This window comes from Pseudomonadota bacterium (assembly GCA_016719885.1).
Lineage (GTDB): Bacteria > Pseudomonadota > Gammaproteobacteria.
In genome coordinates, this window is sequence record JADJYF010000028.1 from 1 (window position 1) to 16,220 (window position 16,220).

The following is a 16,220-nucleotide window of genomic DNA, read 5'->3' on the forward strand; positions in this document are numbered from 1 at the left end:
CGTCGCGCACTGCCGCCGCTTGGCCATCGCCGAACGGTAGCTGGTCAACGCAGGCGCGGGCGGCGCCCCGCCCGCGCCATCCTGACCCGAATCCTGAAGGTATGCTGAAAGCAGCCGTGGCACAACAAACCCAGCTAGCCCTTATAACAACGGCCATGCCCGCGCTCTGCACCCGCGCGGCGGATACCGCGGCCGCACCGCCGTATGCCCTGCACTTCGCTTCATCGCCACAGAGACGGCCGCCACCATGCAAGAGTGGATAGAGTTGCACGCGAACCTGCTGTCCGGCCCGGCTGCATCCTGGCGTTGCTGGGTGCGTTTTGAGTCCGTTGGTGAGACACCGGCGCCGAAGCTGCTGCGTCGGCGCGACGATGGCGCGGCAACGGCGCTGGAAGCCCCCACTGTCAGTGCAGCGGTCAGCGCGACGCCGGCGCGCCCCGGCCACGGACAGTCGGCCATACCGATAGCGGTCATGCCCTTCGACAGCCTGTCCAGCGACAGCAACGACGCCTATCTCGCCGACGGCTTGAGCTGCGAATTGATCTCGGCCTTGAGTCGCGCTGGGCGCTCGACGGTCACGCCGCGCCCGATTCCTTCGCCCTGCGCCAGATCGCCTTCACGGTCGCCGAGATCGGCGCCCGTCCCGGTGTCAGCCACCCGGTGACCGGCAACCTGCGGCGCAGCGCCGAGCGTTTGCGTCATCGCCGAGTTCTGCGAAACGGCCAGCGGCCGCGTGCCGTGGACCAAGGTCTACGAACGCACCATCGCCGACATCCTCGCCGTGCAGGAAGACATCGCCAGCCACGTGGCTGCCGCGCTGGGCGGCGAAGCCTACCGCGCTGAGGTGTCATCAAACCGGCCGCCCGATACCGGCAACCTCGACGCCTGAGCCTCACGCAACGTGGCGCCACGACTACATGGTGGGCGCGGACCGGCGGCGAACCAGGCGGCGATGGAACTGGCGCGCCGGGCCACCGAACTCGACCCCGACTCGGCGCTGGCTCAGGCCTGTACGCAGCGCTGCTGATGGACGGCGTCTCGACCGCCATGCCGCTGATCCCGAGGTCGCACGCGGTGACACGGCGCGCGCCGCCATCGAACAGGCGCTGCAGCGCGGCGCCGATCAGCCGGACGTGCTGATGTGCCGCGGGCGCGTGTGGGTGGAGCTCGGCGAGAGCGTGAAACCATACAAGTGCTGCGCCGTGGCACCCAGCTTTCGCCCCACGACCTGATGGAATGGGGTTTTCCTCGCGCGCTCGCTGGCGTTCGGCAGCGTGGCCGAGGCCGAGGAAGCCACCGTCACCGCCGATCGCATCCTCGGCCTGTCACCTGATCATCCCTGCGCGTGGTTGTGGCAGATGTCTGGCGGGCATCGCCAACATGAATCTCGAACGCTATGCCGAGGCCAGCGCTGCCCGACCACGCGGTCAGCGTCTGCCTGATTTTCGCGCGCGGCTGGATGTAGCTTTGCGTCCGCGCGCGGCGCACTGGGCGACGCCCCCACCCGTGCCGGTCCTTCCCCAGCCTTCTCGCGCCCGGCATTGCCGTCCCGCACAACGGAGGAAGACACCCATGCCCACCTCGCCCTCTTCCATGGCGGCCCACGCCGCCGACGCGCTCGACGTGGTCGTCATCGGCGCCGGTTTTTCCGGTCTCGGCATGCTTTACCAGCTGCGCAAGCGCGGCTATACCACGCGCGTCATCGAAGCCGGCGACGACGTCGGCGGCACCTGGTACTGGAAACCGCTACCCGGGTGCGCGCTGCGATTCACCGAGCGAGGTACCGCTACCCTTTCGATGACCAGTTGTTGCAGGACTGGAACTGGTCGCGACGCTACCCGGACCAGCCCGTGATCCTGCGCTACCTGCAACACGTGGCGGACCGCTTCGACTTGCGCCGCGACATCACTTTCGACACGCGGGTGTTGTCGGCGCACTTCGACGAAGCCGCGCAACACTGGGTGACCCAACTCAGCAACGGCGAGCGTTTGAGCTCGCGCTATCTCGTCACGGCGGTCGGTTGCCTGTCCGACTACGAGATCCCCGACTTCAAGGGTCTCGAATGTTTCCAGGGTGAGTGGCACCACACCGCGCGCTGGCCGAAGGACGGCGTGGATTTCACCGGCAAACGGGTGGGCGTGATTGGCACCGGCTCCACCGGTATCCAGGCCATTCCGGTGATTGCCGAGAGCGCCGCGCACCTCTACGTGTTCCAGCGCACGCCCAATTACAGCATTCCGGCCCGCGACCGCGTGATGACGGACGCCGAGAGGAACGAGGTCAAGGCTCACTACCGCGAGATCCACGACAACATCATTCACACGACCCTTGGCCAGCGTTACGCCATGAAAGCGGGCTCGGCCTTCGATGTGAGTGATGCGGAGCGTGAGGCCATCTACGAGGCCGACTGGCAGAAGGGCGGCTTCGCCATCATGTTCAACGCCTGGGAAGATCTCTACACCAACGAAGCCGCCAACGAGACCTTGGCGAGTTTCGTGCGCCGCAAGATTGCCGAGACGGTGAAAGATCCCAGAACGCGCGAACTGCTGACGCCACGCGATCACCCCATCGGCACCAAGCGCCCGCCGCTGGACACGCGCTACTTCGAGACCTTCAATCGCGACAACGTCACGCTGGTCGATGTGCGCAGCGCACCGATAATCGAGATCACCGAAACAGGCTTACGCACCAGCACCGATGACTACCCGCTGGACATGCTGGTGTTCGCCACCGGTTTCGATGCCATGACCGGCGCGCTGTTCAACATCGACATCCGCGGCCGCGGCGGCATGGCGCTGAAGGACAAATGGGCCGATGGCCCGCTTACTTACCTCGGCCTCGCCAGTCACGGCTTTCCGAACCTCTTCACCATCACCGGCCCCGGCAGCCCGTCGGTGCTGAGCAACATGCCGATCTCCATCGAGCAGCATGTCGAATGGATCAGCGATTGCCTGGAATACATGCGCCGCAACGATGTCGCGCTCATTGAAGCCGAGCCCGCCGCCGAAGAAGAATGGACACGCCACGTGGGCGAAGTGGCGGCGCCGACCCTCATGACCAAGGTCGAGTCCTGGTACATGGGCTCCAATATTCCGGGCAAGCCACGCCGCTTCGTGTCCTATCTCGGCGGCGTCGGCCCCTACCGCGACATCTGCCAGCAAGTCGCGGACGACGGCTATCGCGGTTTCACATTAAGCAAGGCCGGATGACGGCCGTCCATCACCCATGAGGCCCCCAGCATGAACCGCTTCACCGTCGGCGCCGCCGAGGTACTGCGCATCGAAGAAACCATGGTCCACTTCGACGGCCGTGAATTCTTTCCCGAGCTCACGCAAGCCATGCTGGCGGAACACGCGTCCTGGCTCGCGCCGTTCTTCGACATCGAAGGCTTTCGCATGCCGTGCATCTTCCAGTCCTTCGTCATCCGCCACGGCAAGCTCAACGTGCTGGTCGACACCTGTCTCGGCAATCACAAGGAGCGGCCGGACTTCCTGCTTGCCCACCAGTTGAACAACCCCTATCTCGAGCGCCTCGCCGCCGCCGGCCTCGCGCCGGAAGACATCGATCTGGTGCTGTGCACCCACATGCATGTCGATCACGTCGGCTGGAACACGCGGCTCGAGAATGGGCGCTGGGTGCCAACCTTCCCCAATGCCAAGTACGTGTTTTCGCGCGAGGAATACGCGCGCTACGCACCCGAGAATCTCATTCCCGGCGAGCCGCCGCTGTTCTTCGAGGTCTACCAGGACAGCGTGCTGCCAGTCATCGAAAGCGGCCAGGCGCTGATGGTGACAGGCGAGCATGCGTTGAATGAACTCATGACGGTGGTACCGACACCGGGCCACACGCCCGGCCATATCGGTTTGCGCCTGAGTCACGATGGCGAATCGGCGTTCTTCTTGGGCGATGCCATCCACAACCCGGTGCAGATAGCGGTGCCGGATCTCAACAGCTCTTTCTGCGAGGACCCGGCCCTGGCGCGCGCCAGCCGCCATCGCATCCTCGCCGAGGCCGCCGAGCGCGGCTCGATACTGGTGCCGGGCCATTTCGTCGCGCCACATGTCGGGCATGTGGAGCGGCGCGGTGCGGCTTATCGTTTTCTGCCGCTGGAGTCATGAGCCGCGCGGCGGCGACTCACAGCTTCGCCGCCACCTCGTCCTGGAAGCGCCGATAGCATGCGCGCACGGCGTCGACATCGGACGTGTTCGCATCGACCACGATCTCACCCACGCCGGCTTGCGCGTAGCCGCGCACCTGTTCCAGCACTTCCGACGGCGAGCCTTTCAAGGTGCGACGATCGTCCAGCGCGCGCGAACCCGGCGCGTCGGTGAATTCCAGCACCATGCGTATCGAACAAGGCTTGCCAGCCGCGCCGGCGATGGCGGCGCGCACGTCGTTCACCGACAAACTCATGGCGTGCCAGCCGTCGCCCTTCTCGCGTACGCGACGCAGCGCGCGCGCCGAATTGCCGCCAATGAGGATCGGCAGCCGTGCCTGCTGCGGCTTGGGCGAGAAGCGCAATCCGGCGAACTGGAAATGCTTGCCCTGGTAGGCGGGAATGTCTTCGCTCCATAGCGCGCGCAGCGCGTCGATGGCTTCATCGGTCACCGCGCCGCGCGTGGCGTAGGCAATGCCGAGATTGGCAAACTCGTCTTCGGTCTGCGCCACGCCCACGCCCAGCACCACGCGGCCGCCGGACAATTGATCGAGCGTCGCCACCTGCTTGGCGAGGCGCGCCGGATGATGCCAGGGCAGCACCAGCACCGAGGTGCCGAGTCGCACGCGCTCGGTGACGGTGGCGGCGGCGGTCAGCACCGTCAGCGCTTCGTGGTAAGGCCGGTCGCCGAGACGCGACGCGACATAGCTCGCGTGGTAGAGATGCTCGCTCACCCACACCGAGGCATAGCCGGCGCGCTCAGGCCTCGAGCGCCACGTTCACGAGCGCGCACCGAGGCGATGCCCTGGTTGTTGGGAATGCTGATACCGAAATCCATCGTCGACTCCTGGCGAATGGGGCAATGGCGCCGCGCGCGGATTATAGAGGGGTCGCGTCACGGCGCGGCCGGGGCCTTTCACCGGACGCCCAAGTGCGCTGCAATGCTCGCCGTCGCCATCGACTAGCCGAGGACTTGCCACCATGACCGAGCTGCCGCCCGAATCCGCCCACGACGCCTTCCGCGCCTGCTTCAAGGCCGGCGATCTCGAAGGCATCCTTGCGCTCTACGAAGACCATGCCGCGCTGGTGCAAGGCGATGGCAAGACCACCACCGGCAAGGCCGCCGTGCGCGACATGATGGCCGGCTTCCTGGCGCTGGGCGGCGACTTCGAACTGACCACGCGCTACGCGGTGCGCATGGGTGAGCTCGCGCTGTTGAGCAACCGCTGGACGCTGCGCGGCACCGGACGCGACGGCCAGGCACTGGACATGAGCGGCCAGACCACCGAAGTCGTGCGGCGCCAGGCCGACGGTCGCTGGCTGTACGTGATCGATCATCCGTGGGGCGCGCAGTAGTCGCCCTTGCCACTTTCCCACAACATCGAGGTAAGGCCATGCACACCACGGACGCGCTGCTGAAATTGTTCGACGCCACGCAGGTTTATTTCCAGGGCGAAAAGGTGGAAGCGCTGGTCTTCATCCTGCCGCTGGGCCTGTTGTCGCTGGTGTTCGGCGGCTGGCTGGTCACCGACGGCGGCAGCGGCTTCGCGCGCGGCGTCGCCATTCCCTTCCTGCTGATGGGCCTGGTGATGACCGCCGTCGGTGCAACGGTCGGCTTTCGCACGCCCGCGCAGGTGGCGGCGGTGGAAAGTGCTCTGCACAGCGATCCGCCGAGTGCGCGCGCCGCCGAGACCGCGCGCATGGCCAAGGTCAATGGCGCGTGGAAGATCTACCTTGTGATGTGGGCGGGCTTCGGCGTGACTGGCCTGGTGCTGCGCTTCGCCAGCCGCAGTGATTTTCTGCAGGGCCTGGGCATCGCGCTGGTGTTCTTTGCCGGTGTCGGCCTGTTGGTGGATGGCTTCGCCGAACGGCGTACGCATCCCTATACCGACGCGCTTTCGGCACTGGGTGCCGACCAACGGTGATACATATTTAACGACGGAGTCGGTTTGCCCGCGCCTGACGGGCAAACCGGCTTGCGCGGGACGCGGCGCCGCTGTGCGCCGTGAATCCCGGCAGCCCGCCGCTGGCGCCTACCGCCCTACGCTGACCATCAAACGCCGCGACGGCGGCCGAGACCCACGGCGCACAGCGCCACGCCAATCAGCGCGAGTGATGTCGGTTCGGGCACCAGGCGGGTATCTTTGATGTCGACGTTGGAAGCCGCCACTTCGCCGTTGTCGCCCACCTCACCGATGTAGAGGAACAGCCCCGCGGTCGACACGTTGGACGTCAGGTTGAAGCCGATGCTGCCACCGTCGCCGAGGCTGATGAAGCCGGCCGCGCCGGGAATCGCCGTGGTCGAATTGCCATCGAAGGCGCCGAGCGTCGCCACCGAGTCATCCAGCGTGTTGCCGAGCGGCCCGGTGCCGAACAGCTTGGCGTCCGCCGGTGCACGCTGTGCGCCCGGTGTGAATTGCACGCCGAGCGCGAAATCGAAGGCCGACAAGCCGACCAGGGCCGCAACGCACGCCGCGCCACCGGCGCTGCAGTCGGTGGTCGAGAGCTTGATGGAATCGAGATCGAAGCCGCTGAACTGTCCTACTGAACCGCCCAGGCCAAAACTGTTGTCGGAAATCTTGATCGATGCGATGGTGCCCAAGCCCAGTGCCGACAGGTCCGCCTGGGCATACGGCCGTTCCGGCCGGTGAGCCGCCGGTCAGGCCGGTGAGCTTGGTGAAGGACACGGGCACCGCGAAGGCGCTCGCCGAAGCCAGGGCCCTGCCAGCAGGAAGCCACCCAAGTACCGCTTGTTCATGTCTATCGCTCCGGATTGCACGTCGGCTGACGTTTTATGGAAAAGCCGGGCATAAAGCGCGCCAGGTTCTCAAACAGCGGTTTTTCCCACGAAATATGCCGAGCCCGGGCGACGCGCTCCGAGCCGCCGTAAAATTTGTTGACAATCGCCCTGCGTTGAAACGCCAACTGCTTGGCAACTCGGGCGCCGCCGCGCTCTGCGTTTGGAACATAAATGTCCACGGAACAAGCGCTTCAAGCACTCGGACGCAAATGTAAATTTCTTTGACGCGCGCCGGCCTGTGAAGCCTTGCAGCGTTTTTCACTCCCGTGCCGTGGCTCAGCAGGAAGATGCAGCGCTGCCGGACGCTGGTTTGCGTCCCGCATCAGGCGCCGCATACCATCCCTTTCGATCAGCAACGCCGGGGCGGAAATCATGAATTCACCAGCACAGGCAGGCGGCCCGCCGCCCTGGATCGATCCTTCCATGCAGGCCCACGTCGCGTGGCGCGACGATGACATCCTCATCGCGGTGCCGCCCAAGAGCGGCACCACCTGGACCATGAACATCGTCCACCAGCTATTGAGCGGCGGTGATGCGGACTTCGCCGACATCTATGCCGAGGTTCCGTGGATAGAGCTCGTCACCCGGCCCGGCATGCCGCGCCAGGAAATGCTCGAACGCGTGGCCGCCATGCCGCGCTCGCGTCCGCGCGCATTCAAGACCCACGGCGCGCCGCCGGTGCTGCCGTATATCGGCGCCGACGCCAGCCCGCGCGTGCGCTACGTGGTGGTGATGCGTAACCCCGAGGAAGCGCTGGTGTCGATGAAGCCCTTCCTCGAACAACACAGCGACGCCTTGTTCGGAAGCCTGGCAGATCCCGCGCGAGGCCATCGTGCACGCCGATTTCGGCGGCTTACTTCCAGGCGGTGGGCGCCAGTCTCAATCGCGGACTGTTCGCGTTTCTCGCCGCCTGGTGGCCGCTGCGACACGCGCGGAACGTGCTGTTCCTGCATTACAACGACATGAAGCGTGATCACGATGGCTCGCTGCGGCGCATCGCCGACTTCCTCGGCATCCGCCATGACGCCGCGGCGTGGGCGCGCATCCTCGAGTACACCTCGTTCGCGTGGATGAAAACGCACGACGTGAAGTTCGACGGCATGACCACCGAGATCCCACTGCTGAAACCCGGCGCCATGGTGCGCAAGGGCGCGGCCGGCGCCGCGCACGAAGACGGCATGACGCCGGCGCTGGCGGCCGAGGTGCGCGCGGTGGGGGAAAGCATCTGCAACGATGCGGACGCCATACGCTGGTTCTACGCAGGCGGTGCGCTGCCCTGAGCGTTAAAGCGCCTTCGCGCTGCGCGTCACGACCGTGGCACGACCCTCAGCGCCGCGCAGGCCGCGCCGTAGCCATTATCGATGTTGACGGTCACGATGCCGGATGCGCACGACGCCAGTATGGCGTTGAGCGCGGTGTGGCCGCCGGCCGCCACGCCGTAGCCGACCGAGGTCGGCACCGCGATGATGAGCCCGCCATGAAGACCGCCGATCACGCTCGGCAAGGCCGCGTCCATGCCGGCGGCGACGATCAGGACGGGCAGGCGCCTCAGTTCCTCGATTCGCTCCATGAGCCGCCACAGGCCCGCCACGCCCACATCGAACACCGACAGCGTCGGCACACCACAATACGTCAGCGTGCGCAGCGCTTCACGCGCGACCGGCACATCGGAACTGCCGGCGGTCACGACTCCCACCACGGCATCGCCCACGGCGCGCGGCTGGCAGCGATAGAAAGCGGTGCGGGACAGCGGGTCGTAATCGAGACAGGCGCGATGGCGCGCATCCAGGGCCGCCGCATGCGCGGCTTCGAGGCGCGTCAGCAGACCGCCCTGCCCTGCCGCTTCGAGTCGATCGAGCACCGCGTCGATTTGCGCCACGCTCTTGTGCGCACAGAACATCGCCTCTTCGAAACCGAGACGCTCGCGACGCATGAGATCGAGCTTGATGTCTTCAGCGCTCATGGCGTGTCGCGCAGGAACGCGCTGCCGCGGCTGTAGGGTGCGAACGACACCGCGCCTTCGACTTCGTGGTCGCGGCCCAAGCGCGTTCGAGTTCGACACAGTTGCTCGCGTTCAGCGACGCCAAGCCCGGCGTGGGTATCGGCGTCCAGTTCGATGCTGATACCGGCGCGGCGCAGCCGGCAGCGCACGATGCGCGCCGACAGGCGTTCACGCACGAGGTTTTCCGCCGCATCGATGAAGCCCAATGCGGGAGCGACAATCCTGATGCCGGTCTCGACACGACTGGACAGGCACGGCGCGGCGGGCAGCTCGGCGATGTCGCCGAGCGCCAGCGTTGTGGCGATGGCGCGCAGCCCCGCCTTGCTGATGGCGGCTTCGACAAAAGGATGGCGCACACCGGCTTCGCGCGCCGCGTCGAGCCCGGGGCGGTAGTCGTCGAGATCGTCGAGGTTGGTGCCCGACACCATCTGTCCCGCCACCGCGCCCTTCAGCGCCGAGTACAAATTGGTTTTGCAGAAGTAGCAGCGATTGACCGGGTTATCGAGGTAACGCGCATCGTCGAATTCACCGGCGCCCAGCACCGTCAACTGCCAGCCTTCACGCGTCGCGAGTTCGCGCACGCGTTGCGTGGCGGCGGCGGGCACGGCCGGTGACACGGCATGCACCATGTGTGCGCGCTGGCCGAGTACGCGATGGGCGAGGGTCGCCAGCGTCAGGCTGTCGACACCGCCCGAGACCGCCACCACGCACGGCGCGCATGCCTCCAGCACCGCGGTGAGCCGGGCCATGGCATCGGTGGTGTCGATGACGGATTGTTCGCGTTCGATGGCGACGCTCATGGTGTGTGCTCCTCGCGCGACCATGCGGGCTGGTCGAGACTGCCTTCCACGCTGCGCCGCCGCTGCGCTTCGCGCGGGCATGGTCGCCGGCCTGCGCGATGTCGGCCATTTCGACCTGACCTTGGCGACGCCCCCGCGTCGCGCCCATTTGACCCGTGTGCCGTCTGCCGACGTGTGCGCTTTCGCGCACCAGCACGCGGCGTTCCGCGCGCTCGACGCGGACACCGAAGCGTGGTGGTTTCGCGGAAACAGCCGCGGCCACCGCTTCACTCCTGCCGCCGGGGTGGCGAGCACGCGTATGGCCGCCGCCTGCCGTCCGTGTTTGCGGTGACCGTGCCTTGCACGACATCGATGACACCACGCTCGGCACGCAGACGCTCGAGCCCGACCGCGGGATCTTCCGGTGTCTGGTCGTCCACCTCGAAACACAGCGGTGGTCACCTGGTCGATGCCGATGCCGTCCGCCGCGGCGACGTCCGCGAAGGCGAGCGCGCGCAGCACGTTGGGCAAGCCTTCGAATCTGCGGCTGCCGAAGCCATGGCCGCTCGCCTTCAACACGCGCGGCGTCATGCCGAGTCCCGCGCTCGGCGCCAGGTGACGCAGGATGGCCGCGCCGGTCGGCGTGATCCTTTCGCCGGCACGCCCGTCGTCGAAGCACGGCAAGCCTTCCAGCAGCAGGGCGGTGGCGGGCGCCGGCACCGGCAACAAGCCATGGGCGGTACGACGCGTCCGCTGCCGAGCGGCAGCGGACCGACTGAGCAACTGCGGATGTCGAGAGTGCATCGATCAACCATGCAGCGGCGACGATGTCGGCCACCGAGTCGAGCGCACCGACTTCGTGGAACGCCACGCTCTCGACCGGTTTGCCATGTACGCGCGCCTCGGCCTCGGCAAGCAAGGCGAAGATCCGGACAGCCCGTTCGCGTACCACGGAGGCGAGCGGCATGGCCTGCAAGCGAGCGCGGAGATCGCGCCAGTGAAGGTGGGCATGCCGATGCGTGACGGCGTGCGCCGCGCTTTCCCGCGCTCCTGGTGATGAGATGATGCGATGCCTGCCATGGTGGTCGCCGCGCTGGTGCGCGTGATCATGCAGCGGCGCGGCGAGATGGTGTCGTCCCCGGCGCCGGCCGGCAGGGTCACGACGAAACGGCTGCCGGACAGGACGCCGTCGTCGACATGCGCATGCTCGACCGCTACCGATGCATCGAGCCCGGCGGCGCGCGCCGCGGCGATGGCATCCGGCGCCAGATGCGGGGCCAGGTCCAGCAAGGCGGCGACAAACATGTCGCCGGCCACACCGCCGACCGGATCGAGATGCAGATGCACGGCGGGCGGCGCTCAGCCTTCGCGGTGTTGACGCGCGCCGCGTTACGCATGGCGCGACGCACGATGAGGCCGACGGCAATCGCCAGCATCACAGCGCCCATCACCACCAGGCGTTCACTGCCGATGGCGTGCAGCGCACGGTGCAGCGCGCCGTCGAGTGTGAGCCCGTCGTGCGCGTGGGCCAGCGCACTGTTGACGGCCAGGGTCAGAAAAAGCATGAAGCGTCGGGTCATGGTGCAGTCCTCGGGATGGTCTTTGAATAATCGCCTGGGTGAACTTACAGGGCCAGGGTCAGCGCTGCCGGCAAGGGCGACATCGGCGCGAGCCGGCTCGATGGCAGCTTCAACACCGCCAGGGCAGGTGCAGTTCAACATCGCGCAGCATCGCGCGCGGGCCACGAGGTCGTCGTGTTCGGCCTCACGCGCAGGGCGCTCGGCGCCGTCGGCGATGGTCTTGATGCGCACGTCCGGGCGCGCAGCTCAGCTCGCCGCGCTGCACGGTCACCGCCACGGTGGTGCGCGCAATGTCGAAACGATGGTGCTCGGCTTCGATGACACGATAACTGCAGCAGCCAAGCTCCGCGCCGAGCAGGCGCGCGGCTTCGCTTTCGAGCGCGGCCGGCACGTCGAGATACACAAGGTAGGCCGGCCGGTTCTTCTTGGTGATGCTCGGCACCACCTGCACATTGCGCGCGCCCAGCGCTTCGGCGCGCAGGATGAATTCGCCCATCAATTCGCCCGGCACGTCGTCGACCTGGGCCATCACCAGGCGCGCCCTTTTCTCATTGCAGCGCCATCATGTCCAGCGCGAGCGCGCGGCGCTTCGGCATTGACGTTGGAGCCGGGAATGCCCGGACGATACGAAGCCCGCGCTGCGCAGAGGAGGCCCGCCTCTTCCGGCGTGTGCAGGCCCATCGTTGCCGCCACCGCCGCCGGCACCGTGACATTGATGATGACATTCGAAGCCAGCAGGATCTCGCTCGCCAGCGGCACCACCATCGGCACCAGCGGCGCAAGGTCCGGGCGCTTGCCGAGCGCGACGTCGGGGATGACCTGGTCGGAATAGCGTTCCAGCCTGGTGGTCACGCCATCGATGGTGATCTCGGCATCGAGATGCGCGTCGAAAGCAAACCATTCACGCGCAAGCTTGCTGCCGCGCCGCGCGCCCGGGCCGATGTGGGTCAAACGCACCGCCACCTGCTTGCCGGACATGCGCGACAGGAAGGCGCTGACGCGCGTCTCAACGGTCTGCTTGCGCTCGGCATCGAGTTCACTGACGACCTCCGCGAGCGGCTTGCCCGCGGAGAGATCATCGTCATAGGCCTTGGCCGCAAGGTCGATAGACGGCGCGCGCACGCACGCCTTCCGAGGCCAGCACCATGGCGTTGGTCACCGCGCCGGCCTTCAACTGTTGGGCCTTCTTGGCGACGATGTTCATGGCAATCATCGAGGTCTCGAAGTCGAACGCGAAGCCGAAGCGTCGTTCGCGCAACTGCGTGGCCACCGACTGCGGCGTCGCGTCCGGTTCGAGCAGGCACTTCATGGCAATCACCGCGTCGGTACATTAACGTGGCCGAGCGGCGGATTCACCGGCCCGGCCGACGAACCGGCGATACCTCCCCGGAACACGCCCACGATCCCGTCGACGGCCACGATGCCGATCACCGACGGGCCGCCGATGTCTTTCAGGATGAGGCCGAGATCGCCGATCACCTGGCCGGTGTCGTATTCCTGACCGGTGATGCGCACCGTGAGCCTGGGCGGCAGGCCGGCGGTCTCGGCCGCGGTCTTGCCCGCCAGCCAGGCGGTGGTGACCTTCGCCGTGCGGGCCGTATTCCTCGGCGATGTCGGCGTCGGGTGGATGATTTCGAGGATTTGCCGCGGCGCCGAATACCCGCAGCGTTCAGCGCCTGCGGCTTCATGCCGGGCGCCCGCCATGCAATCCATCAGGCGGCCTTGGTGCCGATGCGCGCGCCGTTGGCCGCCATGGCCGGAAAGATGATGTCCTCGCCGAGACGCCCGTGGCCGACCAGCGGCCCGCCGGACACCACCATGTCGTAGCCGCTGATCGGCGACAGCTTGCCTTCCATCATCACGCCTGGTGGATGGCCATCACCGCCGCGAAGCCCGACACCTTGCTGTTCTTCTTGAAGTCGGATGGCGGCCACGCCCGAGCGGTCGACACCCGCCAGCATGCGCGCCGAGGCGCCGAGCTTGCGATTGCCGGCCGGAATGCCGACTCCGTGCCTTGGTGCCGGTGAGATACATCAACACCGCCGCGATCAGCGCCGGCGCTGGCGGGCGCCGCACCGGCCTGGCACCGCGGCGCTGATGGCCTTGGGCCGGATCTCCGTCGACCGGCTGGCTGGCGGCGTTTGCGAAGCGCAGCTTGTTGTCCATGCCGCGTTTCAGTTCGTGCACGATGACTTCGCGGCATTGATGACGGCGATGTTGAGCATGCCGTGACCGCTGAGCAGCGCATCGACCATGTCGCTGGTCAGCCAGTTGAGGCCCGCGGCGGCGCCGGTGGTCGCCGCCAGCAGTACCTGTTCGCGGCGAGTGGATTGTTCGTTCCGGGCTTGCTCCGTCATTCGCTTGGCGTATTCAATCGCGGACGCGGCACGCGACCCCGCATAACCGTCGTAAGCCTCGTTGAGGCGGGTGAACCATTGGCCGCTCGGGTGGTGGCGGTGAGCGGCGCGTGGCGCTGACGATGTCCAGCCATTTCAAGATCCCCGAACACCAGCGAAATCGGCGTAGGTCGGCTCCGGCACCGCCGATGAAGTCGTGGTGGGCCAACACCTCGTCGAAGATCCGCAAGGCTCGGCGGCGCGCGCGCCCCGGGTGCTCGTCGGCATGCACGTCTTCGAGGCTTGTGCATTGAACACGCTTCGCGGCTGGCGCGGAAATACGGCTGGCAGGCCGGACCAGGCAGGCGATAAGCCTGCAGCACACCGACGGGCACCGCGGCCGGGAACAGCACGCTGCCGCCACGCGGCGACCAGGCGTACGGCTTCGCCGCAAAGGCGACGGAAAGAGCAGCGGACGCTCGGGATAACGGCGGTCGAGATAGGCTGCGATCTCCCCAGCTGTTCGCCCACCCAGGTGTCGCCGTCGCGGATCACCGGCACCGAGAGTCGTGACCGGACGACGCCACGCGTCGCGCTTCGAGAAAGCGCCACGGGGACACCGAAACGCCAGGCCCTTTGTGCAAGAGCGCCGCGCACGCGCGCCAGCGAACCAGGCTGACAGGGCGCGGGACTGCGCCCGCGCAAGGTCATGGTAACTGGATGGTCACGCGCCGTCTCTCCCTGCGAACATCACCGGGCGCCTGGCAGAGCGGTGCGCTGCCACAGGCGTCGGCCCATGCTTCGCGTTTGGGCGCGTCGCGCCTGATGGGCTTTCGGCGAAAGTGACATATTCCGGGCGGTTTCGCCACTGCGCCTCGATTCACAGCTCGACCGGAATTCCCATGAACGCACCACCACCCCGCCCCCCAGCACCTCGCCCTGGTGTCCCTTCACCGGCGGCAACGCCTCGACCACCACCGCGCCGCTGGAAGTTTTCGATTACGCGGCGCGGCGCGCGGGCCCGACCACGCCGTTCGGGGATCTCGGTGGTCACCCGCGATGGCGGCGCCGCTCACCTGCGATGGACTGCGTGACCATCACGCCGGCTCGGTTCGATTGAAGACGTGCGTCCGGCTCGACGTGATTTTCTGGCCGGCGCCGCCAGCAATGTCGACGAAGTGATTTGGCGACGCGATGCCGGCATGCTCGACTTGGTTGGCAGGTGGCGCGCGCGCGCACATTTGCGATGGTGTGGCCTGATTTGCCGGCCTTGCTCGCCACGGTGGACTGCTGGACGGGCGCACGGTGGCCAGTGCACTGGAGCCTGGTCGACGAAGTGCGTCGACGCTTTCCGTCCGTCAGCGGTGGACGGCCGAACGCATGGTGGTGGAACCCAAGCATCTATTCCTGCTGCGGCGCCAGCGCGACGATCGATCTCGGCCGCCCTACCTGGGTCCATCAGCCTGTGCGGCCGCGATGCCCAGCTGGCCTGCGCACAATGGTTCCCTGGCCGATCTTCCGCGCGTGCGCCGCGGGTGCCAACCGCCGCTCATCCCGCGGACCTGCGCCTCGTCCGGCGCTGCTGCTGAGGAAAATGGAGAACTGGCTTGGTGGGACCGCTGTGAGCTGATCAACTTTGGGGGCAAGCTGGCGCAGAACTTTGGCATGAGTTGGCACCCTTCTATCGTCACTTCCAGGAAGCGTTGCCGTTTGGCGATCCGCCCAAGACGTACGTGCAGAGATGCGGCTTGGAACGCCGCCGACGATTACTCGAGAGCGATACTCGCTGGCGATCGACCAGGTTGCAAAGCGTGTCATTACGGCTATGACCCGGCGTCTTTCGCGGCTTCGTCCGAGCGTCACATGGGCTATTGACGCCATCAGCGCCACCGCGAGCTTTCGTACGCGACCCTTGACTGCCAACAAGGCCGCGCCCAACAGCGTGGCAAGTGAGGCGGGCAGAACGCCAACTTCAGTGCACAGGCTCCGCAGCGAGCGCGGTGCGTACATGCCGAGACCGAACACCGTGTGCGCGGCCGCCGATTTCGGCGAGTGAGCTGCGCGCCTCGGCGTTCCGCGAACCCGCGATGCCGAGGCCCAGGCCTGCATCATCACGGAATAGGGGCGGGGCCAGCAGCGCGAGGGCCAGCGCCGCCACCGGCCCGAACGGCGACGGGGATTGCAGCTACACGCGGGTGCCGGCGGTGGCGATCCGGGCAGGCCACAGGGCCACGCCGATGGCGTAGTGAAACGCCCAACCGACAACCGCAATTCGTGGTCGACGGGTTCGGCTATGCCGCGATGGCATCGTCATGAATCGCCCGTGCGGCATGAAGACCCAGCCAGCGCCCGACCATGGCCCAGTTCGTGCCCGGCGCGGCCCGCTTGACTTTCAGCACCACGGCCCACAGATCGAGCGCCACCGTACCGCCGATGCCGATGCACGCCGCCTTGAGCACGGATACGAATTCGAACGTCATGATTGCAGCCCGTGGCGCGTCGCTGACATGGCGCGGCATCTTGTCACGGCAAGGCCATGGCGATGATCAAGGCATCGTCCGTGCGCG

The 16,220-nt window shown here is 66.9% G+C and carries 19 protein-coding genes and 2 pseudogenes; 8 read left to right on the forward strand and 13 right to left on the reverse strand.

Annotated elements, in window-relative coordinates; translation table 11 throughout:
- Positions 1-510: 510 nt before the first annotated feature.
- Positions 511-702, reverse strand: a complete 192-nt coding sequence (locus tag IPM80_24115; protein ID MBK8961428.1) for a hypothetical protein — start codon at positions 700-702, stop codon at positions 511-513.
- Between the two features lie 31 nt (positions 703-733).
- Here IPM80_24115 and IPM80_24120 point away from each other — a divergent pair, with 31 nt between their 5' ends.
- The 3 genes and pseudogenes from IPM80_24120 (at position 734) to IPM80_24130 (ending at position 4,118) form a co-directional block, all read left to right on the forward strand.
- Entirely contained in the window at positions 734-889 is a 156-nt protein-coding gene (locus IPM80_24120) for a hypothetical protein (GenBank protein MBK8961429.1), read from the forward strand.
- A 683-nt stretch (positions 890-1,572) separates the two neighbouring features.
- Positions 1,573-3,209, forward strand: a pseudogene (locus tag IPM80_24125) (NAD(P)/FAD-dependent oxidoreductase).
- Positions 3,210-3,239: 30 nt separating this feature from the next.
- A complete protein-coding gene (locus tag IPM80_24130) occupies positions 3,240-4,118 on the forward strand; it encodes an MBL fold metallo-hydrolase (GenBank protein MBK8961430.1) in 879 nt (292 codons plus the stop codon).
- Between the two features lie 16 nt (positions 4,119-4,134).
- Here IPM80_24130 and IPM80_24135 read toward each other — a convergent pair whose 3' ends face one another.
- On the reverse strand, positions 4,135-4,890 hold the full coding sequence (locus tag IPM80_24135; GenBank protein ID MBK8961431.1) for a TIGR03619 family F420-dependent LLM class oxidoreductase: 756 nt from the start codon (positions 4,888-4,890) through the stop codon (positions 4,135-4,137).
- A gap of 247 nt (positions 4,891-5,137) precedes the next feature.
- Here IPM80_24135 and IPM80_24140 point away from each other — a divergent pair, with 247 nt between their 5' ends.
- Both IPM80_24140 and IPM80_24145 read left to right on the forward strand, forming a co-directional pair.
- Positions 5,138-5,512, forward strand: coding sequence for a DUF4440 domain-containing protein (locus IPM80_24140; GenBank protein ID MBK8961432.1), 375 nt, complete (start codon positions 5,138-5,140; stop codon positions 5,510-5,512).
- 38 nt (positions 5,513-5,550) lie between these two features.
- Complete coding sequence (locus IPM80_24145) at positions 5,551-6,081, forward strand: hypothetical protein (GenBank protein MBK8961433.1); 531 nt, start codon at positions 5,551-5,553, stop codon at positions 6,079-6,081.
- A gap of 128 nt (positions 6,082-6,209) precedes the next feature.
- Here the strand turns inward: IPM80_24145 and IPM80_24150 are convergent, their stop codons facing one another.
- On the reverse strand, positions 6,210-6,758 hold the full coding sequence (locus IPM80_24150; GenBank protein MBK8961434.1) for a PEP-CTERM sorting domain-containing protein: 549 nt from the start codon (positions 6,756-6,758) through the stop codon (positions 6,210-6,212).
- A gap of 570 nt (positions 6,759-7,328) precedes the next feature.
- On the opposite strand from IPM80_24150, the gene IPM80_24155 reads away from it, so the two are divergent.
- On the forward strand, positions 7,329-7,922 hold the full coding sequence (locus tag IPM80_24155; protein MBK8961435.1) for a sulfotransferase domain-containing protein: 594 nt from the start codon (positions 7,329-7,331) through the stop codon (positions 7,920-7,922).
- Positions 7,895-8,236: a sulfotransferase domain-containing protein gene (locus tag IPM80_24160; protein MBK8961436.1), complete on the forward strand. Its 342-nt coding sequence runs from the start codon at positions 7,895-7,897 to the stop codon at positions 8,234-8,236. Before IPM80_24155 ends, IPM80_24160 begins: the two co-directional genes overlap by 28 nt.
- A 26-nt stretch (positions 8,237-8,262) precedes the next feature.
- Here the strand turns inward: IPM80_24160 and larB are convergent, their stop codons facing one another.
- Positions 8,263-8,919, reverse strand: a complete 657-nt coding sequence (larB, locus tag IPM80_24165) for a nickel pincer cofactor biosynthesis protein LarB (GenBank protein ID MBK8961437.1) — start codon at positions 8,917-8,919, stop codon at positions 8,263-8,265.
- On the reverse strand, positions 8,916-9,707 hold the full coding sequence (locus tag IPM80_24170; GenBank protein MBK8961438.1) for an adenine nucleotide alpha hydrolase: 792 nt from the start codon (positions 9,705-9,707) through the stop codon (positions 8,916-8,918). Before IPM80_24170 ends, larB begins: the two co-directional genes overlap by 4 nt.
- A gap of 130 nt (positions 9,708-9,837) precedes the next feature.
- Between IPM80_24170 and IPM80_24175 the strand changes: the two genes are divergently transcribed.
- Complete coding sequence (locus tag IPM80_24175) at positions 9,838-10,089, forward strand: hypothetical protein (protein ID MBK8961439.1); 252 nt, start codon at positions 9,838-9,840, stop codon at positions 10,087-10,089.
- Here the strand turns inward: IPM80_24175 and IPM80_24180 are convergent.
- The 8 genes and pseudogenes from IPM80_24180 to IPM80_24215 form a co-directional block, all read right to left on the reverse strand.
- Positions 10,025-11,084, reverse strand: a pseudogene (locus IPM80_24180) (LarC family nickel insertion protein). The gene IPM80_24175 and the pseudogene IPM80_24180 sit on opposite strands and share 65 nt — an antisense overlap.
- Positions 11,085-11,501: 417 nt before the next feature.
- On the reverse strand, positions 11,502-11,849 hold the full coding sequence (locus tag IPM80_24185) for a DUF111 family protein (protein MBK8961440.1): 348 nt from the start codon (positions 11,847-11,849) through the stop codon (positions 11,502-11,504).
- A complete protein-coding gene (locus IPM80_24190) occupies positions 11,846-12,439 on the reverse strand; it encodes a hypothetical protein (protein MBK8961441.1) in 594 nt (197 codons plus the stop codon). The genes IPM80_24185 and IPM80_24190 overlap by 4 nt, the downstream gene beginning before the upstream one ends.
- Complete coding sequence (locus IPM80_24195) at positions 12,399-12,626, reverse strand: hypothetical protein (GenBank protein ID MBK8961442.1); 228 nt, start codon at positions 12,624-12,626, stop codon at positions 12,399-12,401. The genes IPM80_24190 and IPM80_24195 overlap by 41 nt, the downstream gene beginning before the upstream one ends.
- Positions 12,627-12,631: 5 nt before the next feature.
- Entirely contained in the window at positions 12,632-13,030 is a 399-nt protein-coding gene (locus IPM80_24200; GenBank protein ID MBK8961443.1) for a hypothetical protein, read from the reverse strand.
- Positions 13,030-13,278 carry a hypothetical protein gene (locus IPM80_24205; protein MBK8961444.1) on the reverse strand — a complete coding sequence of 83 codons (249 nt, stop codon included), beginning with the start codon at positions 13,276-13,278 and terminating at the stop codon, positions 13,030-13,032. Before IPM80_24205 ends, IPM80_24200 begins: the two co-directional genes overlap by 1 nt.
- A gap of 213 nt (positions 13,279-13,491) precedes the next feature.
- Complete coding sequence (locus IPM80_24210) at positions 13,492-13,674, reverse strand: hypothetical protein (GenBank protein MBK8961445.1); 183 nt, start codon at positions 13,672-13,674, stop codon at positions 13,492-13,494.
- A gap of 2,270 nt (positions 13,675-15,944) precedes the next feature.
- A complete protein-coding gene (locus tag IPM80_24215) occupies positions 15,945-16,133 on the reverse strand; it encodes a DUF2938 family protein (GenBank protein ID MBK8961446.1) in 189 nt (62 codons plus the stop codon).
- Positions 16,134-16,220: the final 87 nt, after the last annotated feature.

Excerpts from the sequence above, each read along its gene's own strand:
- IPM80_24115 (MBK8961428.1), bottom strand. The coding sequence starts at position 702 with ATGACGCAAACGCTCGGCGCTGCGCCGCAGGTTGCCGGTCACCGGGTG.
- IPM80_24130 (MBK8961430.1), top strand. The coding sequence starts at position 3,240 with ATGAACCGCTTCACCGTCGGCGCCGCCGAGGTACTGCGCATCGAAGAA.
- IPM80_24140 (MBK8961432.1), top strand. The coding sequence starts at position 5,138 with ATGACCGAGCTGCCGCCCGAATCCGCCCACGACGCCTTCCGCGCCTGC.
- IPM80_24145 (MBK8961433.1), top strand. The coding sequence starts at position 5,551 with ATGCACACCACGGACGCGCTGCTGAAATTGTTCGACGCCACGCAGGTT.
- IPM80_24155 (MBK8961435.1), top strand. The coding sequence starts at position 7,329 with ATGAATTCACCAGCACAGGCAGGCGGCCCGCCGCCCTGGATCGATCCT.
- larB (MBK8961437.1), bottom strand. The coding sequence starts at position 8,919 with ATGAGCGCTGAAGACATCAAGCTCGATCTCATGCGTCGCGAGCGTCTC.
- IPM80_24170 (MBK8961438.1), bottom strand. The coding sequence starts at position 9,707 with ATGGCCCGGCTCACCGCGGTGCTGGAGGCATGCGCGCCGTGCGTGGTG.
- IPM80_24175 (MBK8961439.1), top strand. The coding sequence starts at position 9,838 with ATGGTCGCCGGCCTGCGCGATGTCGGCCATTTCGACCTGACCTTGGCG.
- IPM80_24195 (MBK8961442.1), bottom strand. The coding sequence starts at position 12,626 with ATGAAGTGCCTGCTCGAACCGGACGCGACGCCGCAGTCGGTGGCCACG.
- IPM80_24200 (MBK8961443.1), bottom strand. The coding sequence starts at position 13,030 with ATGGATTGCATGGCGGGCGCCCGGCATGAAGCCGCAGGCGCTGAACGC.
- IPM80_24205 (MBK8961444.1), bottom strand. The coding sequence starts at position 13,278 with ATGCTGGCGGGTGTCGACCGCTCGGGCGTGGCCGCCATCCGACTTCAA.
- IPM80_24210 (MBK8961445.1), bottom strand. The coding sequence starts at position 13,674 with ATGACGGAGCAAGCCCGGAACGAACAATCCACTCGCCGCGAACAGGTA.
- IPM80_24215 (MBK8961446.1), bottom strand. The coding sequence starts at position 16,133 with ATGACGTTCGAATTCGTATCCGTGCTCAAGGCGGCGTGCATCGGCATC.